We start from the raw sequence: 26,381 nt of genomic DNA on the forward strand, positions 1-26,381 counted from the left end.
GGGAGGCCGGATGGAGCAGCGACCGATCATTCTCGGCGTGCCCGACCGGTTCGATCCCCACGTGCTGGCCACTGCCGCGCAATTGGCTGGCGCACTGGGCACCGGGCTGCTGTGCGTGCATGTCGATGCCACCGGCTACCCTCTCGAAGAACTGCCCGACGGCACCGTACGCAGCGCACCGCTGGATCCCGAATCCGGTGAGGAAGCCATCGTCCGCTTCCCGCAGGAGCTGCTGCTCCAGCTCGAGGCCCAGCTTGCGGGCACGGAAGTCCACTGGCAGGCGCACGCCACCGCTGGCGGGCCAGGGCAGCAGCTGGCGCGGCTTGCCGTGCGGCATGATGCGGCGCTGATCGTGCTCGGAGTCCGCCAGCGATCCATGGCCAACGTCATCCGCGAGCTGCTCAACGGCTCCGTGGCGTTGCATCTGACGCACCGCCAGCGCCATCCGGTGCTTCTGGTCCCGCCACTCCCCGCCCGCCGAGCAGAACAGATCCAGAGTTCATGACCCCTCCGCCATCGCGCAGCGCGCAGAACACCGTGCCGCCTTCTTCCCTGGCCCCGGGTTCCCTGCTGCTGGTGTTCCTTGGCGGCGCCGCCGGGACAGCCGCCCGGCAAGGACTGGGCCTGCTGCTGCCTTCCGCTGGCGGTTTCCCGATCGCGATTTTCGCCGCCAACATGCTGGGAGCCTTCCTGCTCGGCCTGCTGCTGGAGGCGCTGTCGCACGGCGGCGGCAGCGAGGGACGGCGCCGCCGGCAGCGCTTGCTGCTGGGCACCGGTTTCATGGGCGGCTTCACCACCTACAGTGCGCTGGCCACCGACAGCATGCTGCTGTTCTCATCCAGTGCGGTGCTCCCGGCGCTGGCCTATGCTCTGCCCACGGTGATCTGCGGCGCTTTGGCTACCTGGTGCGGCATTGCCCTCGCGGCGAGGCGTGCGGCCCGAACAGCGGGAGGAGCCCGGTAGTGCTCTCCCCCGGCTTGTTTTTCACGGTTGCGCTCTGCGGCGGCCTTGGCGCCTGCCTGCGTTTCGTGCTTGATGCCCTGATCAGGCGGTGGCTTCCCGCCCCTCTGCCTTGGGGGACGATCCTGGTCAACCTTTCAGGCTCCTTCGCCCTCGGCGTGCTGACCGGGCTGCTGGCCCAGCAGCTGCTGTCTGCGCAATGGCTGGCGGCCATCGGTACGGGACTGCTCGGCGGCTACACGACGTTTTCCACGGCCAGCTTCGAAACGGTCCGGCTGCTGCAGTCAGGCCGCATCGCGGCGAGCCTGGCCAACGCCCTGGGCACGCTGGTTGGAGCCGTGCTTGCCGCGTGGCTCGGCTTCCAGCTGGCTGGGCTCTTCTAGCCGGAAACGGCACATGCCAAGCCGGAAGGCTTGGCATGTGCTGTTCGCTAGCGTGCTGCGCGGCGTCCCTTGGGTGCGCCCGTCCGGGCCCGGTTGGGAAGGTCCTTCGGCGGCCGCTTGGTGCGATCGTGCGGAACTACGTACCCTCCGGTGGCGATGACCAATATGGCGCTGATACCGGTCAACGAGAGCATCGCAATCGCCCAGATCTGGGACTGGTCATAGAAGGAATGGTCGACGCTCAGCCAAAGCACGTAGGCGCCGATGAGGTAGATGATATGGATCAAGAGCAGGCGGGTGCGCAGCCGCAGCTTGATGACTGCCTTCGGTGAGAAGAAGATCGACCACAGGATCAGCAGCGGAATGACCACGACGAGTATTGCTGGAATGGTCGGCCAGGGGATGAAGGCGATAGCTGCGAGTGCCGCCGCGAACAGCAGCCCGACTTCCAAGAGGAAAGCCACTGCGGCATAGGTTGCTGAGAGGAAAGGCGATACCCGCTGGGAACTTTTTTTACCCATCGACTTCAATCTCACTCCGTTTCTGCACGCGGCATTTCAAAGCCTTCGACTTTCATCTCAAGTCTATGTGCAAATTCTCCATCCCGCGAACAGGCTCGCGATGCGGCGGCTGACTTCAAGGCAAACAAAAAGCTCCGGATCCAAGCTTGCGGGCTTGGATCCGGAGCCGGAAATTGTGGAGCTCAAGGGACACGTGTCGAACTCAGACCACTACGCGATCATCTGCTCATCAAAGCTTGGATTCCTGCCTCCTGAAGCACGGGTTCATCCAGTCGGTTGGGTGCCGGTCGCGATATCCCAGCGGCGCAGTGGTTCTACTCGTGTTGGAGATGGAGTAGGGGATTCTTGCCTATAACTGTGACCGACTTCTTGGCTCGACTAAGAGCCACATATAGCTGCCTCGGATCGGTGAAGTTCTGGGCATTCGCAATGATCACATGATCGAATTCCAGTCCCTTCACTAGCAACGTCCGGGAAGCGACGCGTCGACGGTCGGCACGCCCACCCATGCGTGCGCGGTCACGAACAGTTGCGAGAGCCTCTGACGGACGCTGTCCGTCTTCAACGCTTCTTGCGATAGCACGGAAGGTGTCGTCCCACGATTCCGGCCGGTAGAGCGTCAGACTGGGTGTTGCGCGGATTTCATCGGTGGCTATTTGTAACTGGTCATACGTAGTATTCGTAACTAATCCATCTAGCGCCGCCTGTACCATAGCCAGCCCTCCTCGCTTGAGGTCCGAGATCGTACGCCCATTCTCGAGGCGTCTCTCCTGAGTTTGTTCATTTGCCTAGTGCGTGACTTATCTGCGCTTCAGGGAGTCAAGGAGGGCTTGTTTTTCGGCCGGGATTTGGGGTGGGAAGGTTTGTTCGGCGCCGTTTATCGCGATTGTTGCCGACCGTAGGGTTTTCAGTTGCCGCACCAGATGGCGAATGCTTATCCCGGTGCGTTTTTGGGCCCATCGGGATAGGGCTAGGGCAGCAAACACGATGGTCAGGTGCGCCTCAATCGCCTCACGTCGGCGGGCGAACTGGGGTCGGGCGCGGAGGTCAGTTTTACTCATGCGAAATGACTGCTCTACTTGCCACAGGTCGTGGTAGGAGGTGATGACTTCGTTTGCGCTGATGAGGCTAGCGGGGATATTGGTTACATAGCCTTTAAGGGCTCTTCGCAATCAAGGGTGTAACACCGGTCTGAACCCACCAGACTCCAGCAGGGACCTCGCGATGCAATTCGAGAGGTTCCCGAACCCCAACGCCGAACCTCGAAGATGCTCCAAGCGGCCATTGATCGCTTCGGTTGGCTCGTTCGATGACCCCATATGATCGAAATACGCCAAGATATCCGACGCGCGTTTCTTCAATGTTGTAGCCAAGGACCTCACCTCGATCATGTCCTTAGGCAAGGTCTTGGGCAGGTCATGGATCAAATCCCTCAACCGTTCCTTCCCCTCGCGTGGTGAGGGTGCCCGGTACGCGGCCACCATCCGCTGATACACCTTCCACGTCGGCTGAACGACCTGATGGTCCGGATCAGCAAACAATGCTTGCAGTTGCCCTTTGCCACGTTCGCTGAGCAGTTCCTCGCCGGTCAGCAGTGTCTTGCGTGCCCGATACAACGGATCCTTGCTCCGGCCACGCCGGCCCAGCGTCTCATGCTGGATCCGCTGCCGGGCTTTCTCCAACGCGGTGCCGGCCAGCTTCACCACATGGAACGGGTCCATCACCTCCACCGCATGCGGCAGCTCTTCTACCGCCGCGGTCTTGAACCCGGTGAACCCGTCCATCGCAACGATCTGAACCCCGGCACGCCACGCCGGGTCCCGCTCCTGCAACGAGGACTTGAACACCTGCTTCGACCGGCCCTGGACCATGTCCAGTAGCCGTGCCGGTCCGCTCCGCTGCTGCACCGGGGTCAGGTCAATGATGACCGTGACGTAATTGTCGCCGTATCGGCCATGCCGCCACACGTGCTCGTCCACCCCGATCACCTGGACTGCGTCAAAACGGGTCGGACTGCTGATCAGCACCCGCTGCCCTTCGGCCAGCACCGCCGTGTTCGCGGTATTCCACGAAACGCCCAGCCCGACCGCGACCCGGGCCATGCTCAAATGCTGGCACACGATCCCTTTCAAGGCCCATCGCAGCCCACCGCGGGAGATCTTCGCTTTCGGTTCGGCAGCCAAGGAGGTGTCCTGCACCCACACGTGCTTGCAGGTGGCGCACCGGTAGCGGCGCACCCGAATAGCCAAGATAGTGGGCCGCCACCCGAATGGTGCATGCGACAGCCGGCGGATCCTGGTATCCCGTGCGGTGCCCTGCGCGCCGCACAGGTGGCAGAACTTGTCGTCTTCGACGACTCGGCACTCGATCACTGCGCGGGTTTCGGGGATGTGCTGCCCGGTGGCTGTCAGTCCGAGGTGTTGAAGGCCGCAGAATGTCGTCAAGTCCGGGGTGCAGTAGGTAGCATTGAGCATGGCCGAGAGCTTTCGACTTTGGTTGTGTAGGAACTTTCATTCTCGTGAAGCTCTCGGCCTTTTCCGTGCCGTGACACGCTACCTGATATCTGGGATCTGTTGAGGCTGCTACACCTTAGATTGCGAAGATCCGGCAGAGGTAATCATCGCCGTATGCCGACAGTTCGGAATAAACCCCCTCGAAGGTCTTACCGCGGCCCAACTCATAACAAATGCCGAAGTAACGGAGGCTGCCGGAGAAACGAATCTCCGAAACGTTACCGAGCGCGCTCTACTCGAAGAAGTCTTGCGTCGAGTCGCCGATCGAGAAGCCAATGAAAATGTGGCACCCCTGCATCTCATTGAGCCAGATCCCGACTACTCCAACATGTCGGCGGAGGATGCTAAGAATTATGGTCTAGCCGCGAAGGAAGCAGATCCGAACATTGGTCACGACGAATTACCTCACGAACCTTGAGAATCTATCCGACCAGATGGGCGTGCGGGTGCGCACCGCACCCGCGCCCGGCGACTGGTGGGGCGTGTACGATCGGCGCCGCAAGCTGATAACCCTGCGGCCAAAGCTTGCCCGATGGCAATATGACTCCACATTCGCCCACGAACTTGGGCACGCCTACTTCGGTCATCACGGGCATCATCCCAAGACCGAGCTTCTGGCTAATCGGTGGGCCGCATGTCGGCTAATCACCTTCGAACGGCTTCTAGAGCACGCGGCAACAACTTTCGACAAGAAGGCGCTGGCCGCATCTCTTGGTGTTATGCCGTGGGTGATTGATGCGTTCGAGGAAACACTCACGTACTCACAGAAGCTTGTCGTTTCCGAGCGACTGAGTGAATGCCATGTCGCCTAATGCTTCGCCCTCGCCTATTTCGGCGGGGGCGTTTCATTGTTTACGAGGGTTCTATAACGATTCAGTTTCGAATTTATTTCGGGAATGATTTCTTGGATAGGGTGAAGTTTGATCACTCAATCAATCAATAGGAGGAACCCGAATGAAGAAGCTTGCACCGCTGGCTGCCGCGGCCGCGCTAGCCCTGTCCCTGACTGCGTGCTCGGGCGAAATCGAGAAGGGTGGCGCCGAGCCTGCCGCATCGTCTGAGGCGACCAAGGAGAGCGCAACCACCGAGCAGGTAGAGACTCTACAGTTCGGCGACAAGTACACCTGGACCAACGGCGTATCCATGGCAATTAGCAAGCCGAAGAAGTTTGAGTTGAGCGAAGTCGGAAAGATGGTTGTCACCAACGAAGATGCTAATTTCGTGAGCTTCGACGTGGTGGTGGCGAACGGTTCCGAAGAAGATTTCGACCCGGTGATGATTCACTTCACCGCATCGTCGGATGGTGAAGAGGCTGAGGCGGTATTCGACACCGACAACAAGCTTGACGGTCCGCCGCAGACCACCATCAAGCCGGGCAAATCGGCGAAATTCAAGATCGGTTTCGGAGTAGCTGACCCGAAGGACATCACCATGGACGCAAGCGCAGGCATGGAGTATTCCACCCAGACGTTCACGAACTAGCCTAGAACGCACGAGAACGCCCCCTCCACGCTTTAATGCGTCGAGGGGGCGTTCTTGTCTATCCGAGGGCGTCTGCGGCTTTCTGGTCATCGTCGTTCGCCAGTCGTGCGTAGATCTTCAATGTGGTTTGCGGATCCTCGTGACCGAGGCGCGCCTGTACAACGTTCACGGGCACACCGGCCTGCAACAAGTGCGTAGTGTGCGCTTTGCGGATCTCATGAATCCATGGCTTTTCGTCCAGATCTCCGTCTTCCACAAGCTTGTTGATGACCGGCTGCCATGTGTACTTGTGAAAGTAGCTGTTGCGCAAGAACTCGCCATTGGGTCGAGTGAATATCAGCTCTCCGGGGCGAAGGTCATTCATGTGCTTGATCAGATCGGCGGACAGCTCCAAGCTGCACGTGACGTTGCGCTTCGCCATCTCAGTTTTCGGTGGGCCGATTTGTTCCCCCTCGTCGGTGGACTTCCACGCTCGAGTGATCATGATGATGCACCGCTTATTCTCGACTCGGATATCGCGCTTTCGTAGCGCGGTCGCTTCGTTGTAGCGAAGCCCAGTCTTGGCCAGCACCCGAATGAATAGCTTGTACTGGTCTGGCATGGCGTCCTCGATGATCTGTAGATCCTCGAGTGATAGATAGACCGCTTCGCGGGCCTCGCCTTTATCTGGGTCGCCTATCCCCTTCGCCACGTTCTTAGCCATCTTGCCTTCCTCCACGGCGGTGTCGAAGGCGCTGGAGAGTAGAGCGCGGATGTTTTTCTTGGTGCGCTGGGATAGCTCGGAGCCTATGGGCTTGTTGGAGCCTTTCACCGCCCGGAGGCCAGCCATCCAGTCGATCACGTGCTGCTTGGTCACTTTGTCGATGGCCATGTTGCCGAGGGTGGAGCCGATGATGTGCCCGGCGTTGTGATTCCGGTATCGCTTGATTGTTCCGGATTGCGGCTTGGTGAGCTGGTCGATATGCGAGGTTACGATTTCATGCACGCGAGGCATCCGCTTATCGTGAATGCGCTTAACCTCGGTGGCTGCCTTGAGGCTGGACCCGTTCGCCTCCAGAAAGTCTTTGAATGTCCGACCTTTCACTTCGTCATCGAAGATGCGCGAGGTCATCTTGCCGGTGTCCTTGTTGCGGTACACCACCCGATAGCCGGTGCCCTTCTTGCGCTCGACAGTCTGGATGACTGCTACTTTGATCTATGCCGTTCTATGACGTTCCTGTGTTGCTCGGGGTGGCGTTTAAACATCATTTAAGCCGTTTTAAGCATCATGAATAAAGAAAACCCCGTGATCATGCCGATCACGGGGTCAACTATAGTGGAGATGGGGAGAATTGAACTCCCGTCCGATGTGGTGTTGCCAGGTCTTCTCCGGGCGCAGTTTGCTGTGGATTTTCTCTGCCCCAACCATCACGCAAACAAGTGGTTGATCCGGGCACAGTTGCCTGAATGTGTACCCAGCAGCGGCAACAACTGCTGAATACATTGGCTATCTAAATGACGTTAGGAACAGGGGCGATAGCGTCCCCTGGCTAACGGACTGTCTGGCTGCTTAGGCAGCGAGAGCGAAGTCAGTGCGCTTTGATTCGGCACTTATTGGTTTGCAAAGAGCGTTTACGAGATAACTTTGCGTCCTCGGCCCGCTTCATCTGTCGCGACTCACACCGTCGAAACCGATCATCCCCGTATTTTGTTGTCAGTCCCGGTTTCCCGGATGCAACCACACCCTAGGGCGTGTTCATCAATCATAGCGCATCACGCCGGGTTGCCCCAATGCGAAATGCGCCACAACCTCTGCTTACGCGTTGCCGCGGTTGCGTTCGCGCATGGCACGCAGTGCTTCGCGGTTATCCTGCTTTTCGCGCAGGGCCTGCCGCTTGTCGTACTCGCGCTTACCGCGGGCGACACCGATTTCCAGCTTCGCCCGACCCGATTTGAAGTACAAGCTCAGCGGTACGACAGTCAGGCCGGCTTCGCCGATCTTGCGCTCGATCTTGAGCAGTTCCTGGCGGTGCAGCAAGAGCTTTCGCCGACGACGAGCCGCATGATTGGTCCACGATCCGTTGAGGTACTCGGGAATGTAGACATTCTCGATGTACAGCTCACCGCGGTAGAACTGGCCGAAACCGTCAACGAGCGAAGCTTTGCCTTCGCGCAGCGACTTCACTTCGGTACCGGTGAGCACCATGCCAGCTTCGAAGGTGTCGAGGATTTCAAAATCGTGGCGCGCCTTGCGGTTGCTCGCGATGACTCGATCTTCTTGGTTCTTCTTAGCCACGTTACTCCTTGCATGTCGCGGGCGGATTCCCGCGCACAGACTACAAGTCTAGCGCTAGAGAAGTCCCAATGGGTTCACATGTGATCCATTGATGATCGTTTCGAAGTGCAGATGGCAGCCAGTCGAATTGCCGGTGGTGCCAACGTAGCCGATGACCTGGCCCTGCTTCACATGCTGGCCGACACTGACCGCGATGCGGGACATATGGTGGTAGTTGGTGGCCAGGGCCTTGCCCTTGATGACTCCATGCGAAATGGTGACCTTGTTGCCCGAGGATCCACCCCACCCGGCCATCCAGACTTCGCCGGATGCTGCCGCCATGATGGGCGAGCCGCACTGGCCGCCGAAGCCCCAGTCGATACCCGCGTGCACATAGCCGCCGCGGCCACCGTAATCGATGGTTCCGGCTGGCGTTGGGCGCCATCCGAAGGTCGAGGTCAAACGGTTGCTGGTGGTCGGCTTAATCAATCCCCAGCTGCTTGGCTCGGCGTAGTCCGAAGACTTCGGCTGGGATTTCGGTGCAACGTAGGGCTTCTTCTTGTAGGTTCTTTTCTCCGCTCGGGCTTCGGCAGCCTTGCGCTCCTGCTCAGCCTCGTAGGCGGCCTTTTCCTCAGCGATGCGCTTTCGCTCGGCCGCTGCTTCGCGACGCGCCTTTTCTTCTGCCTTGCGCTTGCGCTCGGCGGCTTCCCGGATCAGGCGCTCCTGGCGTTCCTTGATCTGCTGATTGACCGCAGCGTATTCCTTCTGCTGCGATTCCAGCTTCGCCTGGATGCGCGGCTTCTGCGCTTCGAGTTCGGCGCTGAGCGCTTCGGTGCTGGCTACCAGTGCATCCAGCTCGTTCTTGGCGTTCTGCGCAGCATCTCGCGCTGCCTGCTCCTGCGCCAAAGCTTCCTCTGCCTGGGCTTTCAGCGAGGAGATTTCCTTCTCCACGGCAACCAGGCGAAGCTTGTTGCTTTCGTTATTGGCCTGTTCCTGGGCCAAATCGTTGTATGCGGCATTCTGGGATTCCATGGCACGATTGGCCATGTCCAGGCCGTCGGCCATCTTGGTTGCCGAATCCATGTTGAGGATCATGTCCAGCCCGCCCGAGACACCGCCGCGCTTATAGGCTTCCGCGGCGATCTGCGCCATCGCGTCCTCCGCTTCGGACAGCTTCGCAGCGTTTTCTTCGATCTGCTGGGCCACTTCATCACGAGTCGCCTGCGCGCTGATCAAGCGGTTGTTCAGATCGGAGAGGGTGGCCTGGGCATTGGCTACGCGGCTTTGCGCGTCAGCCAATGCCTGCTGGGCAATGGGTACCTGCGCCTGCTGGTCACGCAATTTCTTGTCGGTTTCCTGGATGTCGGCATCCAGGAATTCCATGTCGGTCTCGAGGTTTTCGATGTTCTTCTCGACCTGAGCTTTCTTGTCGTCCAGCTCGTCAGCGACCACAAGGCCTGCTGGCAGAGTGAGCGCAAGAGCCATAGCTCCACCGATAGAGGCGCGTAAGAATTTACGTCGCACGGCGTTCGACAGCATAAAGCTCCTTTAAGAAATTGCGTACTTCAGTTCAAGCCTAGATAACGTTTCGGCTAAACCTTCAGGTAACGCTTCAACGTTACCACTGATGAAATTGTGGCCAAAACGATACCAATAATCAAGAGTATCGGAGCAACTAGCCATATTTCGGTGGTAGAGATGAACGCTACACCGACGTTTTCGTTGGCCAACTTGTCCTCAACGAGGAACTTCAGCAGCAACCACAGGGTGCCCGAAGCCAGCAGGCCGCCAATCAGCGACGCGATCACGCCTTCGATGATGAATGGCAATTGAATCGTTGCTTTCGAAGCGCCGACCAGCCGCATGATGGTTGTTTCGAGCCGCCGGTGCATGGCCGAGAGCTGAATGGTCGTCCCGGTGAGCAGCACCGCGCAAACAATCATCACGATTGCCACGACGGCGGCGGCAGCGGAAGCCACGCGCACCAACTGGAATACCTTTTCAAGCAGTTCGCGTTGGTCGATTACCGAGTCAACGCCGTCAACTGTGGAGAACGCTTCGTTGATCACCGGATACTTTTCCGGATCAACGAGTGCGACGCGGAAGGATTCGGGAAGTTGTTCTGCAGTGACCTGGTCGACCAACGCGGAGTTCTCGTATTGGTCAAGGAAGTTCTCGTACGCCTGTTCCTTGGATTCGTAGGCGAATTCCTTGATGTATGGGGCGAGCTGCTCGGACTTGAGCATCTCCTCGATGTCCTGCCGCTGTTCCTCGGTGACCGCACTGCCGGCACAGTTCGGTGAGGTGCTCGTGTCATCGCAGAGGTACACCGCGACTTCCATGCGGTCGTACCAGTAGCCCTTCATCTGGTTGATCTGGAGCTGAAGCAATACCGAAGCGCCAACGAAGGTCAACGATACGAAGGTCACCAGCACCACGGAAACAACCATGACGACGTTTTGCCGCAGGCCCTTCGCCGCTTCGCGGAGAATAAATCCTAGTCTCACTGGTCCTCGTCTTTCTTATCCTCGGCAACCTGCGATTCTTCGTCGTATTCCACGGCCGAATCGCCGACGAGCAGTTCACGCGAGCCGTCCTGGTTCACCACAGTGGTCATCGGCGTGTACTGGCCATCAATTTCATCGCGGATGACTCGTCCGCGTTTCAGTTCAATAACGCGGTGGCGGTATTCGCTCACCAGCTCGTGCGCGTGCGTTGCCATCAGGACGGTCGTGCCGTTCTGGTTGATGCGATTGAGCACGTTCATCACTTCGATGCTGTTCTTGCGGTCAAGGTTGCCAGTAGGCTCATCGGCCAGCAGGATCGACGGCCTGTTCACAATGGCGCGGGCAATGCCAACGCGTTGCTGCTCGCCACCGGAAAGCTCGGTTGGCTTGCGGCGTGCTTTGTCTTCGAGGCCGACCATTTTCAATGCGTCCGGCACTCGCTCGCGGATCTGGGCACGGGAGGCACCGATGACTTCCATGGCGAACGCGACGTTGTCGAAGACCGTACGCTCACGCAAGAGGCGGAAGTCCTGGAAAACGAATCCAATGTCGCGGCGCAGCTTGGGCACACGACGGCTCGGTATGCGGTTGAGGTTCTGTCCGGCCACGTAGACGGATCCGTCGGTGGAGCGCTTTTCGCGCAGCACCAAGCTGAGGAAGGTCGACTTACCCGAACCGGATTCACCAACCAGGAAGGCGAATTCGCCACGGTCTATCTCGATGCTTACATCGTCCAAAGCCGCATTCTGCTGCTTCGGCTCGTAAACCATCGAGACGTTTTCGAATTTAATCATGTCTTCAATCGCTAGTCTTCGTCGGGGCGCGACCCACGAACACCAATCTCGAGATCAAACGTCTATTGATGCGCCAGTCTTCCAAACACTATCGGTGCAAGGTTGCGAACCAGCCGAAATATAAGGCGTGTTGCAAGATTCATGCCGTACGTCCAGCTAACGCGAAGTGCGCAGCTTCGGCATGACTAGCTGTAATTGGCGCAGCAGGATCCGCAACGGTGATGATGCTTACACCCTGCATGACAGAAGCGTCCACCGCGGTCAGTGTCAGCGAGACCGCCTACTTGCTTGGTCGGCGTTGTCCTGCACGCCAGCGGATGCCTGCATCGATGAAATCGTCGATTTCACCGTCAAGCACCGCCTGGGTGTTGCCCACTTCATGTTCGGTTCGCAGGTCCTTGACCATTTGATACGGGTTGAGCACGTAGGAGCGCATTTGGTCACCCCAAGATGCCTTCACATCGCCGGCGAGTTCCTTCTTCTGCGCGTCCTCCTGCTCCTTCTTCAAGAGCAGCAAGCGCGACTGCAGAACTCGAAGCGCGGCAGCACGGTTCTGGATCTGCGATTTCTCGTTCTGCATCGAGACGACGACGCCGGTAGGAATATGCGTCATGCGTACCGCGGAGTCGGTGGTGTTAACGCTCTGTCCACCAGGCCCCGAAGAGCGGAACACGTCCACGCGGATTTCAGATTCCGGGATTTCGATAGTGTCGGTCTGCTCAATCAGCGGCACAACTTCCACGGCCGCAAACGAGGTCTGGCGACGACCCTGATTATCGAATGGCGAGATGCGCACCAGGCGGTGGGTACCGGCTTCTACGGAGAGCGTGCCGAAGGCATACGGGGCATCAATTTCAAAGGTCGCCGATTTGAGGCCGGCTTCTTCGGCGTACGAAGTGTCCATGACAGTGGCCTTGTATCCACGGCGTTCAGCCCAACGCAGGTACATGCGCAGGAGCATCTCCGCGAAGTCCGCGGCATCAACACCGCCGGCACCTGAGCGAATCGTGACAACCGCACCTCGGGCATCGAATTCGCCGTTGAGGAGGGTGACTATCTCGAGTTCAGCGAGGGCCTTCTGGATGCTGGTGAGCTCCTTGTCCGCTTCATCCAGCGTATCGTCGTCTTCTTCGAGCTCGGCAAGCTCAACCAGGACTTCCAAATCATCGATTCGCGTCTGCAGCCGAGTCAGCCGTTCCAGCTCGGATTGGCGATGGGATAGCTTGCTGGTGACGATTTGAGCAGCGGCCGGATCATCCCAGAGGTTGGGAGCGCCCGCTTCTTCCGAGAGGACTGCGATGTCAGCTTTGATCTGCTCGACATCGCTCACGTCTTCAATTGCGGAGAATGTAGAACGCAGTGAGCGGATTTCAGCGGAGAAGTCAGTTTTTGCCATGGTCTTCTAAGACTACGTCATTTGGCTTCTGATCATTGAGTCCGGCGGCCAACGTGGTGATTACCTGCTCAATACGGTTCGAGCGGATGATTCGACTGATATCGGCACTCCACCGGGAACTAGCCACCCTACTATCGGCGGTTGCACCGAACCGCTCAACTGGAGATTCGCGCCTTGGCCATCGGGCATGATCTGGACCCGGCCGATTCGCAGATTCTCGACCCGGCCGGCCGCACCAACGTCTGACAGGTACTGCTGCACTGCTTGCTGCACGCGTTGCTCGTCGAGCTGGATCCTTGGGTTGCCGTTGTCCGCAACGAACTCGAATTTGTCTACGGCAGCCACGACCGCTCCGTCGGCAATTGACAACAGCTGACGCGCTTTGAGATTGACGGCGCTGGCTGCCAGCACCACGGAAATGGTCAGCAATGTGATGGCGCACAGGCCGATTGCCAGCACCAAGGATTGCCCATCCTCATTCCGCAGATTCCGGACGGCACGCTGCGGCCTAGCCAAATCGATCAGTCCTTTGCGACGCGGAGGAATCCACTGTGAATGCGGACGCCTCGACCCATTCGGATACGAAAGGCAGCGGGACATCCAAGGCTACAGTCACGGTGACGACACTGCCCGGGCTCAAGCATTCCATTTCGCAACGAATTGAAGTGCGGGCGTTGCGATACCCAAAATTGTGCATGGTTCTTCGCACAACAGCGTGTGCATCGTTCCTCGCCTGCACAGGGTCTTCGGCGGCGGCAAAGACCTTGGCGGCATGATCGGCAGCACCAACCACGGCATAGCTGCCTCCTTGAAGCTGGCCGGCGGCCAGTATCAAGTACACCAGGGGAATCAGCAAGACGGTTGAAGCAAAAACGAATTCCACTACCGCACTTCCACGATCTTCATCCCGAATTCTGCGATGCATGGCGGTAGCCAGATTCTTGGCCCTACCCATAACGCACTGCTTCTCCTTCCACGTGCAAGTCCCACCCATTGGGCAAGAGCCCGATCAATGGCACTCGGGTGCTGACCGATACGGTAACCAACTGGCTGTCCCCTACTGGAGTGGTGCTCACGGCAATGTCACGGGCGAATCCACCATGCAAGCTTTCGGTGATCAATGTCCGGGTTCTGCCTTGGGCATCGGCCGCTGAACGATTGGCCAGTGCACCGTAGTGGGCGCCGTTGGAAGCCGCGTCAATCAGCGTATTTCGCACATGCAGAACCAGCGCGAGTTGGACAAGCGTCATTGCGATCACCACAAGCAACGTTGTCACCATGACAAATTCCGCTACAGCAGACCCGCGCTCGCTGCGCGTGGGCTCCACGGAGCGCAGAATTCCGGATGACCGCGCACCAAAGCTCATGCGCGGTTATCCCAATCCGGAAACTCGATCGATTGCCTGGTTGAACAGGTCCTGCAGCCTAGGTCCTGCGATGGCCAGCAACGCGGCGACCAGCAAAGCAGACATGAGCGTGATCATGACCCACCCCGGAACGTCGCCTCTGCTATCCCTGAGTTTCGGAGAAAGCTTATGAATGAGTAGTTCACCGGCCGCGATGATCTGCATTGCCAGTTTGAGCATCATTTGTTGTACGTGGTTCATGACAGCCCTTCCAACGTGCTAAAAGAATTCAAAGTGAGAGGTTCAAGATTTTCTATGCACCGTTCAGTAGCTCATCTCCAATAACGCTAGGCCGGGGAATACGGCAAAAACGATCGTGAGCGGCAGAATGCCGAATACCACCGGGATGAGCATGGAAATTTCACGTTTTCCGGCAACTTCCATCAGTTCGCGTTTCGACGCATCGCGAACATCCTGCGCCTGGTCTCTGAGCACCTGTGCCAAGGGCGTGCCCCGCTCTGTGGCAACAACGATCGCATCGACAAAGCGCGTCATCGCCCCGACTTGCATCCGGTCAGACATATTCTGCATAGCTTGGACCATCGGCGTACCTGCGTGAATGTCGTTCAAGGTCTTCGTGAATTCCTCGCCGATCACTCCATGGCAGATTCGCGAGATTCTCTCGATTGCTCCCGTTGTGGATTCGCCCGCGCCGACAGTTAGCGCCAGCACCTCGGCCACGGTGGGGAATTGAGTCAGTATTTTTCTAGACCGCCGGTGGATCTGTTCGCCAAGCCACCAACCACGCAAGGCGTAGCCCGAAATTCCGAAACCAATGACAACCAGCACTGACAAGAACAAAGAAACGTGATACTGGACGGCAGCAAGAGCCATGAATGCAGAACCTGCTACCAAACCAGCCAAAGCATAAACGATTTCCTGGGACCGATAGTCAACGAGGCTCATGTCCAATCCTGCAGCGTTCAGGCGCTTCCGGAGCGTACCGGCAGAAGGACTGTGCAAGCTAGCCAGCTTCTTGATTTGTTGCAGCATGGGGGCAGCTAGCTGGCCCAAAGCCGAGTGCCCGGAGTCCGAGTGCCAGGAGTCTTCAAGCATGCGCGAGCTTCGAACGCCAACACGGACGTGCGGCGCAATACGATCAGCGAAGGCCATTCTGCGCCAGCCCGGCAGGTTCACGAAGACCAGCCATAGACCCAGACCAAGTCCCAAACCGCAAAGCGCCGCCCATGACGTATAGCTGCTCATGCCAGCACTCGTTCTTCTACCGGCAAGGTACCGAGCCGGAGCATGATTCGATAGCAGACGAACGAAACCACCACGCCGAGGCCGAGCACGATCACTCCCCCGAATGTCATATACGCATCTTTCGCAGCTTCCTGGGTGCCCAGGACCAGCAGCAAGATCCACGGCGCCGCAACGGCCAGACGTGCTGCTGAAACAATCCATGATTGCCTGGCCGCGAGTTCTCCTCGTGTTCTCACGTCATCTCGCAGGAACGCCGACAACGTTGTGAGCGTATGGCCCAAGTCGGTGCCTCCGACCTCACGGGTGATGCGCAATGTCGTGAGAATTTTGTCAGCTACCGGGTCTGCCAATCGTTCGCCCAGCTGGTCCAGTGCCACAGAGAAGTTCGCGGTGGCTCGATAGTCCAAGGCGAAGTCCCGGAATAGAGGCCGCAATACGTCCGGTCCCACAACTGCCAACTGGCTCAAGGCTTCAGGAAGCGAGAGACCTGCCCGGATGGCGCTTCGCAAGTGGTCAACCACTTCGGGCCATTGCTCTTGCAACGCCGCGTGGCGTTTAGCTGCCTGATGGCGCAGATAAACCCATGGTGCAAATGACCCAAAGAGGCAAAACACGACGGCGAAGAGCCACGAAGCGGTGAGTCCCAAGGTCACCAACGCGAAAGTCAGCCCGCAGACCGCGCAAATTGCGATGAATTTTGCCGGCGCCAGATTGCTCATGCCCGCATGGAGCAATGCGTTCTTGATCGCCGAGCTGCGTTTAGGCGATTTCTCCCACGGGGCAAACAGCAACCAGTCAACCATGAGGGCAATGCCCAGCCCGCCGAGGAGAGCAAAGAAAGCAACCACCGCTACACCGCCATCAGTTCGGCAATATTGATGCCAGCTACATCGAACTTTTCATGCGACCAATCAGCACCCCTGGCCGGTTGCAGGCGATCGGCCTGCCGTTCGAAAAGCGTCGAGGACTCAATTTGCCCCTCCTCCACGCGATTGCGCACACTGAGAATTTCGTTGACGTAGCGATGGCCCTGGGGGCTTCGTACGCAATGGACAACTAGGTCAATGCATGCGGCTACCGTCTTGATGGTGAAGTCGCTGGTGATGTTCGGTCCGGCAAGCAGAGGCAAGGTGCAAATTTTGGTGATCGCGTCACGGGCAGAATTCGCATGCAAGGTGCACAGCCCCGCGATTCCCGAGTTCAACGCAATCAGCATATCCAAGGACTCTGCCTCGCGAACCTCGCCGACAATGATGCGTTCAGGGCGCATGCGCAGAGCTTCCTTGACCAATCGGCGCATGGTGATTTCGCCAGTTCCTTCAAGATTAGCGAGACGTGTTTGCATCGCAACGACATCCCGTAGCGAGAGATTGAGCTCGAAAATTTCCTCGATGGTGATGATTCGTTCCCTGGGGCCGATCGCTGATGCCAGGCAGTTGAGCATTGTGGTTTTTCCGGCCTGGGTAGGGCCAGTCACGATGACATTAAGACCTGCGCCGATGGCGGTGGAAAGGAATCTCGCCGCTTGTTCGCTCAATGATCCGAGCTCGACCAGGTCTTCGAGCTTTCCTGCGCGTGCTATGAACTTGCGAATGTTGATGGCCCAATGCTCGTGGGTGATATCCGGAATCACGACGTGCAGACGAGATCCGTCGGGCAACTGGCAGTCGACGAATGGTTGGGAAAGATCCAGGCGCCTGCCAGAGGACTTGAGCATCCGTTCTACCAGGGCTGCAATTTCGGCCGCTTCCATGCGGATGTGGGTCAGTTCGCTTTGGCCGCCCCTTGCGCAAAAAATTTGATGCGGTGAATTGACCCAAATTTCCTCGACAGAAGGATCATCCAGCAGGGGTTGCAATGGTCCAAAACCGGACACGTTGTCGAAAACTGAACGTTGGGCGGCCTCTAGCGATCCAAGTGAAGGCACAGCTCCAAGCAATGCGCGTTCGTCGTAGTCTCGGATGACTTCATCGATTAAGGCCCGGATCATCGCTGGCTGCTTGGCTGGGTCCAATCCGCGACGCCGGACCAGCTCACGTACTTCGTCTTCGACAATGGACAGCGCATCCACCACTGGCTCCTTTGGCTTTCCTGTTGGAGGATCCCGAAGTCGGGGACCATCGGCGAGCGCGTCGTCGGTGCAGCATACCTATTCGTATGACAAGGGATGCTATCTGCAGCGGAGACGGCTTTCAAGAGGTTGCTGCAGTTGTGGATAGTTCTTAATTCTTTCTCCACAATGGGATTTATATTTCCCGATGCCGACCAAATTGCTGGTTTTGATGGGAAAGGCTACTTTCCATCACCTTCAGGAGGGCTCATGGTCCGCTATGAATTGCTTCTGGTTTCCCGAAGATTCCAGCATCCGAGACAATTCGAACTTGTCATGTCCGGGCGAATCTTGGGCGAGCAGCTCGCGGCGCTCCTGCAGCGGAACTTCCCGGACCATCGATGGTTTGCGGGAGCAACGCGGATAGAAGAATTGGAGACTCTGTCTGCTGCCGATCGCCTCGTGCTCCATGAACTGCCCCAGCCCGCTCTCGTCTCAGGCACCGCTGCTTCGCGCCTCAAGTTGCTAGTGCTTCGCGGCCCCGACGCTGGTGCCTGGATTCCGCTCACGAAGGGAGAGCATGCCATCGGACGAACTGCCCCGCTCTGGTTGGAAGATCCGCTGGTTTCCAGGAATCATGCGAAGGTCATCGTGACAGCACAGGGCTTGCACCTGCACGCGTGTGCCGAGCAAGAAATTGCCATGCCAGATGGAAGCCACCGCCAGTCCGTCGAGCTGGAGCAGGGATCACGCTTCCGGCTAGGCAACACCGAATTCGCCGTAGGCGATCCATTAGCTGCCGACTCCGGTCATCTGGTCTCCTCCGAACAGTTGGAAATCCAGGCACCTTCAAAGCCCGAACTGTCCCGATTGATTGCATTGGCCTTAGCCGCATTTGTTCCGATCATTTCCGGCGTCTTGCTTGCCGTGGTTACCGGTTCAATGCTCTTCCTGGTCTTGAGCGGCGTTTCTGCCCTGATGGGGCTGGTACCTGCGGGTCAGCTGGTGGTGGAACGGCGTCGGTGGAAAAGCGAAATGCAAGAGCAGCGGGCGTCCGCGATCGCCGCAAGAACGAGATACTCCCCGGACCTTGGCGAAGCGTTCGTAGCTGGACTGGATGCTTCGTCTTTGGGCCTGTCCTGTAATCGGATACCACCCTTGGTTTGGGGCGAGGGCCTGTGGTCTCCCCAAGAATTCTCTCGTCCTTCTCCCACGGGCGTGCGCAAGATATTTCGAGGCCTCAGAAAGACGAAGACGGATGCGCCCTGGTTTGGTCCGGTGTTCTTCCCAAGCACCCCGGGCGTCTGGCAATTGAAGACTGTGCAAGGGCAAAGTGCGGGATCGATTCTCGCCGCAGTTCTTGCGCGTTACCTCCCGGCTATACATGCCGGCCAGCTACGGCTGGTGATCGATCCCAGTATTCGCTGTCTTCCTGCGTCATTGCTCTTGATGAACAACGTCTGCATGTCCCATCTGTCCGATTCCGATGAATCGAGCTTCCTCAGGAAAGAGGAAGCCGGTCTGGCCACGCTGTACGTCACTGCCCAATCACCGCAGCCCATATCCGGCACACTGGTGCTGGGCATTTCGCCGGTACTGTCCGAGTCTGTGGAGAATTGGATTGTTCCAAGCCCCGTCTGTGCGCATTTGCCCGACGAACGGCTAGTTCTTCAGAGCCTGGGCACGCTGAGCCTCGCTCGGTTCGACAAGATGGTGCAGCAATATGTGCAGCTGCCTAAGAAAGCAGCAACAGAGAATCCAGACTCAAGGCCATCTGGCTCCCGGTGCCTACGCGCGCTTCTGGGTCTGGATGACCAGCAAGAGGACGTGTTCCTCGACCTTCACGAGGACGGTCCGCACGTACTGGTATGCGGCACGACCGGCTCGGGCAAGTCAGAAGCGCTCCGGCGCATCATCGCAGATTTTTCCTGCAACTATTCGCCGGCTCAGCTCGCTCTCGTGCTCATTGATTTCAAGGGTGGAGCTGGGCTCGGTGTTTATGCAGGCTTGCCCCACGTCCAGCTCTTCGCAAGTGACCTTGATGAAGCCGCGGCTCAGCGTACGTTAGAGCAATTGGAGCATGAAGTGCATCGGCGCGAAGAGCTTTTGGCGGATCACGGTTGCAGCGACATTGCCGAATATCAAGATCTCGCTGAACCAGGCCCAGTCCTGCCTCGCTTGGTAGTCGTCATTGACGAATTCCGCGTCTTCATCGAAACCCTGCCTCAAGCCAGCGCCAGAATTGATCGCTTGGCTGCGGTAGGCCGGGCTCTCGGTATCCACCTGATTCTCAGTACGCAACGACCGGCTGGCGCCTTGACCGGGCAAACCAAGGCGAACTTGAACACGACAATCGCCTTGAGGGTCAACGACCCAGGCGAATCGATCGAACTGGTTGGCTCCGTCCAAGCATCCAAATTCCTCTTCCCTGGCCAGGCGATCATCAAGAGTGCTTCCAAGCCAACTCGGTGCCTGCAATTCCATCTGGCCATCGAGCCACCTCTGCACGGCGAATTATTCGAGCGGAATCGCCAAGATCTCACCTTGCTTCCCCTGTGCCAATTCGAGAAGAGCGTTGCATCAGCAACCGGAGATCCATTGCGCGACCATGCCTCCGAGCTTTCTTCACGATGGTCAGGTACGGAGCTGCCGGCATCCGGTTTTGCCCCGGCGTTGCCATTGCCATCAGAACCATGGCCTTCGCCGCCGACTTGGGAGGGGAAGGAGCGCGGGGCTATCTGCTGCGGTATTGCAGATAACCTGCATCTGGCCCGGCTCGAGCCGCTGGTCCTCGACCCTGCCCGTTCACGATCAACGTTGATCTGCGGCCTGCCTGAAGCCGGTGCACGCACGCTATTTGCTTCCCTTGCCGATTCGACAAGAAAAATATTGTGCTTCGGTCCATCACCAGTTCCTGATGCCGCCAAGAACCTCAAAGTTGTCACCGGTGAAGATCCCTACGACTTCTTCGAAGCTGTCGACTTCGTGGAATCCATGCCGAAGGATCCGGCATTGATCATTCTTGTACATTCACTCACCCAGTTGCAGTCCAACATCCACCCCCAGCATTTTCAACGCTTGGATGAAGCACTCGGTACGCTACTGCGCTTCGGCGGGCCTGAATCGCCAATGGTTCTTTGTTCAGTCGACCGGGACCAGAATGCCTTGAAGTCCACTGGTCTTTGCACCGAGCAATGGTTTTTCCCATTCAACGCCACCGAGTCGTTGAAGATGATCTGGCCCAAGATTCCGGCCTGTTCTCCGCTGCCTGGCCGCGGAGTCAAACTAAGTTCCGGGCAACCGCCGCAAGTCTTCCAACTCACCCACGCACATTCGGCTGGCGTCGCCGATAGCGCCTGGCCGGTCCGGCCAACGGCCAGAGAGATCTTTGCAGGATCTGCGCTGCGCCCAGAAACTTTTCTGGGATTCTCGCCCTTTGATGGTGAAGCCGTGCCTCGACCAGCAGGGCAACTAGCCATTGTGCTCTGTCCCGATACGCTACAGCGCGGGCAGTTGAGCGATGTGCTCGCTGGGCGCTGGAACGCCATGCATATTTGCGGCTTGTCGGGCTTGGATCGGTTCGTCCGGGCTCTCGATGACGCCTCATCCGGGGACCGGCAGGAATTGCTCTGCGTCTACTTGGAAACCACTAGTGATTCGCGCCTGCCGGCGATCATTGAGGCGCTGAAGTCCAGAGGGATCGGTGTCGTGCTATTCGTTCCACCGTCCAACAGGATCGCCTACGACTTGGGAATGAGCGTCAACGGGCTAGATGATCGCCAGGTGATTGTTGTCGAAGCCCATCATCCGCAGGATCTTCAACCGATGAACTGGCCGCCGATCCACCCGGAGATTGACCAAGGGTTCAAGGATTATTGGGCCGCCATTATCTCTAAACGAGGCAACCCTCGTGTGATTCACATTCCGTACGAATTATCTGGCGGGCTTTCAGCGATTCGGCCGGTCTCCGAGGAAAGCGGTCGTCTTCGGGGCGAAGAGCATCACCACAGTAGTTCCCGCGATCACAATGGACAGGACCGCCGCGGCCGTCACCATCGGGATGTCGGAGCTCAGGAACGAAACGGAGAGGATGAGCTGGAATAGTTGCCAAACGATAATCGGAGCACGAGTGAACGCTTTTCCCTTGAAGAAGTTAATGGCAACCGAGCCGTGCCAAACAGCAAGCAGCAAGCAAAGAGCCAGCATGAATAGCTGCCCACCCATGTTGACTGTTCCATTGGCATCCAGGTTCAGCATGTAGCTGATGGCGTACGCCAGGGTGGCCAGTGCTTCAATCAGGACCAGCGCGGCAACCACGAAAACACTGGTTGGGCGGGACGAGGTTGTATTTTCGTTGCTCACATCAACAATTTTCGTTGACCTTCTACAGGAACTCAAACCGCAACAATTGACTTTCGCTGTTGTTCGCACCACACCACCGATAACTAGCGGATCCAGGTGCCAAATGCCATGTGAGAAAGCCCTCAGGCATTCAGCAACTTTTCACTTCCGTGACTCTTGTTTACTTCCGCGTTACATGAAAACCTTATGTGGTTGGTTAAACGAAGTGCCCGAATGGACTTCACCGACCTTTCGAAACGCCAGAAGTTAACCACTAGGCAACCAGGAATTCATTTCACTCCTAGGTCATTGTTGCCTGTGTGTTGATTGCCGTTGGCGTTTCAGACCCTCTCAGATTTCAAGGAGCATCAATAAGCATGGATTGGCGTAGCCGCGCGGCGTGTCTGGAAAAGGACCCGGAACTGTTTTTCCCAGTGGGAAACACCGGTCCGGCCCTGTTGCAGATCGAAGAGGCCAAGAGCGTCTGCCGTCGATGTGAAGTAACCGAAACCTGCCTGCAGTGGGCCATTGAGTCCGGCCAGGACGCAGGGGTATGGGGCGGCATGAGCGAAGATGAGCGCCGTGCCTTGAAGCGTCGCGCAGCACGAGCTCGCCGCGCTTCCTAATTGAGCTGCGCTCGAGGTAATTCTCGCAACCCGAGACGCTATACGAAATCCGCCAGCGGTCAACACCACTGGCGGATTTCGAGTTTAAACGGCAAATTGTCAGCTCACCTAGGTACATTAAAAGTAGTATTCATGTTCGAAAGGATCCGTTAGTGACTCTGGCCCGCTTCGCGCGCACCGTTCAGGCAGGTGCGTCCGCAAAATGAGCCCGGCCCTGACCGACCCGAACCTGGGCAAGACGCTGGATGGCCGCTACCGGCTCGACCATCTGCTCGCTCTGGGTGGCATGTCACGGATCTACCGCAGCATGGACAAGCGGTTGCACCGAGCCGTTGTCGTGAAGATCTTGAATGACAACTTCGCCAGCGAGTCCACGGTTCGTGAACGATTCGAATCTGAAGCTGTCATCGCCGCGAATATCACCCATCCGAATGTGGTTTCAATCCGAGATCACAACGTGAGCGACAATCTGGTGTACCTCGTGATGGAATATGTTCGCGGGCGCAATCTCGAACAGGTCATAGAGGAACGCGGGCGTTTTACACCGCGCCAGGCCCTCAGCGTCCTTGAGCAGATTTGCCGCGGTCTCAGCGCCGCGCACAGCGAGGGCATCATCCACCGGGACATGAAACCGGCCAACGTGCTGCTCTCCGATACCGGTGAAGTCAAAGTCACCGACTTCGGCTTGGCCCGTGCCGCGAGCGCCCATACCCAGTCGGCGACGCTCGTGGCAACGCTGTCCCATGTTTCTCCTGAACTGGTTTCAGGCTCGCCAGCCGATTCGCGCAGCGACATCTATGCCCTGGGCATCATGATCTATCAGATGCTGACGGGGCAATTGCCGTATACCGAAACCAATGCAGCCGCATTGATGAAACATCATCTGGACTCCCCCATGCCCCCGCCCTCGGACCTGGTTCCCGATTTGGCCGAAGATCTCGATGAACTCGTTCGATGGTGCACCGAGAAGGATCCGGAAAAGCGTCCGCAGGATGCCTCATTGCTGCTGGAGGAGATCATCCAGATCCGCTCCACGCTCAGCGATGCGCAATTGGATGTCGGTGCCGAGGCTCTCGGCGGGATCGAAGATCTCGCACCGCAAGCATTCGCGCAGATGCCTACGACGCTGCAGCAGCGCCTTGATGCGATGCAGCGCGAGCGCGAGGAAGAACGTGAACAGCTGTGGCTGGAGCGGAACGCTGCACAGCAAGAGGCCGGCTACGAACTAGATGATGCTCCAGCCGATCCTGATCGTACGACGGTCATTGCCGCCGCCGATGCCACCGAGGTCCTGGACCTTCGCGACGCGCAAGCCACCTTGGCCCCGCCTCGTGCGGCTGATCCCGGCTCGGATCCTGGAATTGCCGCGACGTCGGTGTACTCCCGTGGCGATGAGTTGGAATCAACCGAAGAACATGGCGAAGCCGATGAAGCTCCGCTGTCGGTCCGTGGCCAGAAGCGTGCGCAGAAGCAAGCCGCAAGGAAGTGGCGCAAGGAAGCCCAGGTGCCCACCCACAGTTTGCGCCAGCCGCGCACCGGAACGCAGAGGTTCGTCATCACGCTGATGTGGATCCTCGTCGTCGCTCTGGTGGCCGGCGCAGGATGGTTCTTCGGCCGCGGCCCCGGAACAATTATCCGCATCCCGTCATTGACCGGAATGCTCCAGTCCCAGGCAGTTGCGCAGATGGACGGCCAAGGCGTTCCCGTTCGCATAGGCACCGCCTACGACGATGAGATCGCCATCGGCCGGGTGGTGGATTCGCAACCTGGAACCGGCGAAAACATCATGAAGTTCCAGGGAATCGACCTGATCGTTTCACAAGGGCCGCAGCTTTTTGCGGTTCCGGATGTTGCCGGGAAAACCCTTGAGCAGGCCACCACGGCCCTGGCCGAGGTCGGCTTCGAGGACATTAAGACCACCGAAGCCTACTCGGAATCGGTCAAGGAGGGCGAAGTCATCAGTTCCACCCCGGCCGCCGGCGAGAAATTGCCGAGGAAGAACATCATCACCCTTGCCATTTCAAAGGGACATGCTCCGGTCAGCGTTCCCTCGGTCATCGGCCTTGGCAAGGAGGCGGCCAAGGAGAAGCTTGAGGCGGTTGGCCTGGAGCTTGAGGCAGGTGAAGCCGTCCATTCCTCGACGGTCGAAAACGACCTCATCGCACTCCAGGATCCAGCTCAGGGCACCGTCCCATATGGCAGCACCGTGACGGTAAATCTTTCGCAAGGACCGGAGTACGTCCAGATCCCGTCCGTGATTGGCATGGGCGTGGAAGAAGCCGTCACGACGCTGGAATCCGCCGGTTTTACCGTCAAGACCCATGATGTCTTTGGCGGTTTCGGCCAAACCGTGCGCATGCAATCTCCGCTGCACCAGCAAGCCGTGCGCGGCAGCGAGATCAGCATCTACGCTTTCTAGGGCCGTTGGCGCTTCCAGTTCACAAAAAAATAATCCGGTTCCCGCTTGGGGAACCGGATTACTTTTCTAGCTGCTAGCGATTGCGGCTGCGGCTCTGCAGTGCCGAGGAGACCAGGAAGGCCATTTCCAGGGACTGGCGGTGGTTCAGCCGCGGGTCGCACAGCGACTCATACAGCGAATCGAAGTCTTCCTCGCGGATCGGATCCGCGCCGCCGAGGCACTCAGCAACATCGTCGCCGGTCATCTCCACGTGCAGACCGCCCGGGAAGGTGCCCAGCGAGTCGTGCACCTCGAAGAAGCCGCGGACTTCGTCCATGACGTCTTCGAAGTTGCGGGTCTTGTAGCCGTTCTGGCTGGTGACCGTGTTGCCGTGCATTGGGTCGGTAACCCACAGCACCTGTGCTCCTGATGCAGTGACCTTCTCCACCAGGTTCGGCAGCTTCTCGCGGATGTTCTTCGCACCCATGCGGGTGATGAAGGTCAGTCGGCCCGGCTCGCGGTTCGGATCGAGCTTGTCGATCAGCGCCAAAACGTCCTCTGGATCCGTGGTTGGGCCCAGCTTCACGCCGATTGGGTTGCGCACCCGCGAGAGGAAATCAACGTGGGCGTGGTCCAGCTGGCGGGTGCGTTCGCCGATCCACAGGAAGTGGCCCGAGGTCGCGTACGGCAGGCCGGTGCGGGAGTCGGTACGGGTCAGCGCACGCTCGTAGTCCAGCAGCAAGGCTTCGTGGGAAGCGAAGAACTCGGTGCGCTTGAGCGCCTCGAAGTCTGCTCCGCAGGCATCCATGAAGCGGATGGCCGAGTCGATTTCCCCGGCCAGCTGCTCGTAGGCGGAGTGCGCCGGATTGGCCATGAAGCCGCTGTTCCAAGAGTGCACGCTGCGCAGGTCGGCGAATCCGCCCTGGGTGAAGGCGCGGATCAGGTTCAACGTCGCAGATGAGGTGTTGTAGGCCTGCACCATGCGCTTTGGATCGTGGGCACGCGACTCCGGCGTGAAATCGAAGCCGTTGACGATGTCGCCGCGGAATGCCGGCAAAGTTACACCATCTCGGGTTTCGTCATTCGAGGAGCGCGGCTTGGCGAACTGGCCAGCCATGCGCCCCATCTTGATGACCGGCATCGAGGCGCCATAGGTCAGCACGACGGCCATCTGCAAGATGGTGCGCACACGCGAGGAAATCTTGTCTGCGGTCGCGTCGGCAAAGGTTTCGGCGCAGTCGCCTCCCTGCAGCAAGAAGGCCTTGCCTTGGGCCGCCGCGGCCAGGCGTTCGCGCAATACGTCGACTTCGCCGGCAAATACCAGTGGCGGACGCGAACCCAATTCCTTGATGGAGGACTGATAGTCCTTGTGCTCACGCCAGGTCGGCTGCTGGGCAATTGGCAGTTCACGCCACAAATCTAGTTGCGGATCGGTGGCGGGGCCGGCTACAGAGGAGCCGGGCAATGGGGTTCGGTTTTCTTCGCTCACCTTGCCCATTCTACGTGGCGTGGGCTCAAAGCACCGCGACGAATGTAACAACAAG

Annotated in this window: 25 protein-coding genes, 1 other RNA gene and 1 pseudogene; 8 read left to right on the top strand and 19 right to left on the bottom strand. The window is 58.4% G+C overall.

Going from position 1 to position 26,381, the window contains the following annotated elements:
• Positions 1–10: 10 nt before the first annotated feature.
• Genes ANI01nite_RS13495 through crcB form a run of 3 tightly spaced genes read left to right on the top strand, consistent with a single transcriptional unit; the run spans position 11 to position 1,343 of the window.
• On the top strand, positions 11–505 hold the full coding sequence (locus ANI01nite_RS13495) for a universal stress protein (RefSeq protein WP_161567494.1): 495 nt from the start codon (positions 11–13) through the stop codon (positions 503–505).
• Entirely contained in the window at positions 502–963 is a 462-nt protein-coding gene (locus ANI01nite_RS13500) for a fluoride efflux transporter FluC (RefSeq protein WP_073707666.1), read from the top strand. Before ANI01nite_RS13495 ends, ANI01nite_RS13500 begins: the two co-directional genes overlap by 4 nt.
• Positions 963–1,343: a fluoride efflux transporter CrcB gene (gene crcB / locus ANI01nite_RS13505; protein ID WP_141358571.1), complete on the top strand. Its 381-nt coding sequence runs from the start codon at positions 963–965 to the stop codon at positions 1,341–1,343. The genes ANI01nite_RS13500 and crcB overlap by 1 nt, the downstream gene beginning before the upstream one ends.
• A 47-nt stretch (positions 1,344–1,390) precedes the next feature.
• Here crcB and ANI01nite_RS13510 read toward each other — a convergent pair whose 3' ends face one another.
• The 4 genes and pseudogenes from ANI01nite_RS13510 to ANI01nite_RS13525 all read right to left on the bottom strand — a co-directional run bounded on the left by ANI01nite_RS13510 (position 1,391) and on the right by ANI01nite_RS13525 (position 4,338).
• Positions 1,391–1,864, bottom strand: coding sequence for a DUF2568 domain-containing protein (locus tag ANI01nite_RS13510; RefSeq protein WP_066137568.1), 474 nt, complete (start codon positions 1,862–1,864; stop codon positions 1,391–1,393).
• Between the two features lie 314 nt (positions 1,865–2,178).
• Positions 2,179–2,577 carry an ATP-binding domain-containing protein gene (locus ANI01nite_RS17225; RefSeq protein ID WP_141358573.1) on the bottom strand — a complete coding sequence of 133 codons (399 nt, stop codon included), beginning with the start codon at positions 2,575–2,577 and terminating at the stop codon, positions 2,179–2,181.
• Positions 2,578–2,664: 87 nt separating this feature from the next.
• A pseudogene (locus ANI01nite_RS13520) lies at positions 2,665–3,024 on the bottom strand (IS1634 family transposase); the annotation flags it as partial.
• 12 nt (positions 3,025–3,036) lie between these two features.
• A complete protein-coding gene (locus ANI01nite_RS13525) occupies positions 3,037–4,338 on the bottom strand; it encodes an ISL3 family transposase (protein WP_141358575.1) in 1,302 nt (433 codons plus the stop codon).
• A 425-nt stretch (positions 4,339–4,763) separates the two neighbouring features.
• Here ANI01nite_RS13525 and ANI01nite_RS13530 point away from each other — a divergent pair, with 425 nt between their 5' ends.
• Positions 4,764–5,189: an ImmA/IrrE family metallo-endopeptidase gene (locus ANI01nite_RS13530; RefSeq protein ID WP_141358576.1), complete on the top strand. Its 426-nt coding sequence runs from the start codon at positions 4,764–4,766 to the stop codon at positions 5,187–5,189.
• A 142-nt stretch (positions 5,190–5,331) separates the two neighbouring features.
• Positions 5,332–5,859: a hypothetical protein gene (locus ANI01nite_RS13535; RefSeq protein ID WP_141358578.1), complete on the top strand. Its 528-nt coding sequence runs from the start codon at positions 5,332–5,334 to the stop codon at positions 5,857–5,859.
• Between the two features lie 58 nt (positions 5,860–5,917).
• Here the strand turns inward: ANI01nite_RS13535 and ANI01nite_RS13540 are convergent, their stop codons facing one another.
• The 14 genes from ANI01nite_RS13540 to ANI01nite_RS13605 all read right to left on the bottom strand — a co-directional run bounded on the left by ANI01nite_RS13540 (position 5,918) and on the right by ANI01nite_RS13605 (position 17,493).
• Entirely contained in the window at positions 5,918–6,970 is a 1,053-nt protein-coding gene (locus ANI01nite_RS13540) for a tyrosine-type recombinase/integrase (RefSeq protein ID WP_141358580.1), read from the bottom strand.
• Between the two features lie 202 nt (positions 6,971–7,172).
• Positions 7,173–7,541: a transfer-messenger RNA gene (gene ssrA, locus ANI01nite_RS13545) on the bottom strand.
• A gap of 113 nt (positions 7,542–7,654) precedes the next feature.
• Positions 7,655–8,134: an SsrA-binding protein SmpB gene (gene smpB / locus ANI01nite_RS13550; RefSeq protein ID WP_073707668.1), complete on the bottom strand. Its 480-nt coding sequence runs from the start codon at positions 8,132–8,134 to the stop codon at positions 7,655–7,657.
• A 54-nt stretch (positions 8,135–8,188) separates the two neighbouring features.
• Complete coding sequence (locus tag ANI01nite_RS13555; protein WP_255314541.1) at positions 8,189–9,598, bottom strand: peptidoglycan DD-metalloendopeptidase family protein; 1,410 nt, start codon at positions 9,596–9,598, stop codon at positions 8,189–8,191.
• Between the two features lie 107 nt (positions 9,599–9,705).
• Positions 9,706–10,620: a permease-like cell division protein FtsX gene (ftsX, locus tag ANI01nite_RS13560; protein ID WP_066137562.1), complete on the bottom strand. Its 915-nt coding sequence runs from the start codon at positions 10,618–10,620 to the stop codon at positions 9,706–9,708.
• Positions 10,617–11,414, bottom strand: a complete 798-nt coding sequence (ftsE, locus tag ANI01nite_RS13565; RefSeq protein ID WP_141358584.1) for a cell division ATP-binding protein FtsE — start codon at positions 11,412–11,414, stop codon at positions 10,617–10,619. The genes ftsX and ftsE overlap by 4 nt, the downstream gene beginning before the upstream one ends.
• Positions 11,415–11,694: 280 nt before the next feature.
• Positions 11,695–12,810 (bottom strand): peptide chain release factor 2, encoded by a 1,116-nt coding sequence (prfB, locus tag ANI01nite_RS13570; protein WP_038990407.1) that lies wholly within the window; start codon positions 12,808–12,810, stop codon positions 11,695–11,697.
• A gap of 60 nt (positions 12,811–12,870) precedes the next feature.
• Positions 12,871–13,272, bottom strand: coding sequence for a hypothetical protein (locus ANI01nite_RS13575; RefSeq protein WP_141358586.1), 402 nt, complete (start codon positions 13,270–13,272; stop codon positions 12,871–12,873).
• A 46-nt stretch (positions 13,273–13,318) separates the two neighbouring features.
• Entirely contained in the window at positions 13,319–13,765 is a 447-nt protein-coding gene (locus tag ANI01nite_RS13580; protein WP_236641105.1) for a hypothetical protein, read from the bottom strand.
• The gene (locus ANI01nite_RS13585) at positions 13,758–14,177 is read right to left on the bottom strand and encodes a TadE family protein (RefSeq protein ID WP_073707670.1); all 420 of its coding nucleotides are present in this window, start codon (positions 14,175–14,177) and stop codon (positions 13,758–13,760) included. The genes ANI01nite_RS13580 and ANI01nite_RS13585 overlap by 8 nt, the downstream gene beginning before the upstream one ends.
• 6 nt (positions 14,178–14,183) lie before the next feature.
• A complete protein-coding gene (locus tag ANI01nite_RS13590) occupies positions 14,184–14,417 on the bottom strand; it encodes a hypothetical protein (protein WP_371858970.1) in 234 nt (77 codons plus the stop codon).
• A gap of 63 nt (positions 14,418–14,480) precedes the next feature.
• Positions 14,481–15,422 (bottom strand): type II secretion system F family protein, encoded by a 942-nt coding sequence (locus ANI01nite_RS13595; protein ID WP_066137554.1) that lies wholly within the window; start codon positions 15,420–15,422, stop codon positions 14,481–14,483.
• A complete protein-coding gene (locus ANI01nite_RS13600; protein ID WP_038990360.1) occupies positions 15,419–16,270 on the bottom strand; it encodes a type II secretion system F family protein in 852 nt (283 codons plus the stop codon). Before ANI01nite_RS13600 ends, ANI01nite_RS13595 begins: the two co-directional genes overlap by 4 nt.
• Positions 16,271–16,272: 2 nt before the next feature.
• On the bottom strand, positions 16,273–17,493 hold the full coding sequence (locus ANI01nite_RS13605; RefSeq protein ID WP_141358588.1) for a TadA family conjugal transfer-associated ATPase: 1,221 nt from the start codon (positions 17,491–17,493) through the stop codon (positions 16,273–16,275).
• Positions 17,494–17,742: 249 nt separating this feature from the next.
• Here ANI01nite_RS13605 and ANI01nite_RS13610 point away from each other — a divergent pair, with 249 nt between their 5' ends.
• The 3 genes from ANI01nite_RS13610 to ANI01nite_RS13620 all read left to right on the top strand — a co-directional run bounded on the left by ANI01nite_RS13610 (position 17,743) and on the right by ANI01nite_RS13620 (position 24,858).
• Entirely contained in the window at positions 17,743–21,576 is a 3,834-nt protein-coding gene (locus ANI01nite_RS13610; RefSeq protein WP_170214656.1) for an FHA domain-containing protein, read from the top strand.
• A gap of 614 nt (positions 21,577–22,190) precedes the next feature.
• Entirely contained in the window at positions 22,191–22,439 is a 249-nt protein-coding gene (locus tag ANI01nite_RS13615; protein ID WP_013348560.1) for a WhiB family transcriptional regulator, read from the top strand.
• Positions 22,440–22,641: 202 nt separating this feature from the next.
• The gene (locus ANI01nite_RS13620; protein ID WP_141358592.1) at positions 22,642–24,858 is read left to right on the top strand and encodes a Stk1 family PASTA domain-containing Ser/Thr kinase; all 2,217 of its coding nucleotides are present in this window, start codon (positions 22,642–22,644) and stop codon (positions 24,856–24,858) included.
• A 73-nt stretch (positions 24,859–24,931) separates the two neighbouring features.
• On the opposite strand, the gene ANI01nite_RS13625 is transcribed toward ANI01nite_RS13620, so the two are convergent.
• Positions 24,932–26,326: a class II 3-deoxy-7-phosphoheptulonate synthase gene (locus ANI01nite_RS13625; protein ID WP_369826794.1), complete on the bottom strand. Its 1,395-nt coding sequence runs from the start codon at positions 26,324–26,326 to the stop codon at positions 24,932–24,934.
• Positions 26,327–26,381: the final 55 nt, after the last annotated feature.

Origin of the sequence: Glutamicibacter nicotianae, assembly GCF_006539525.1 — a bacterium.
GTDB classification, from domain to species: domain Bacteria; phylum Actinomycetota; class Actinomycetes; order Actinomycetales; family Micrococcaceae; genus Glutamicibacter; species Glutamicibacter nicotianae.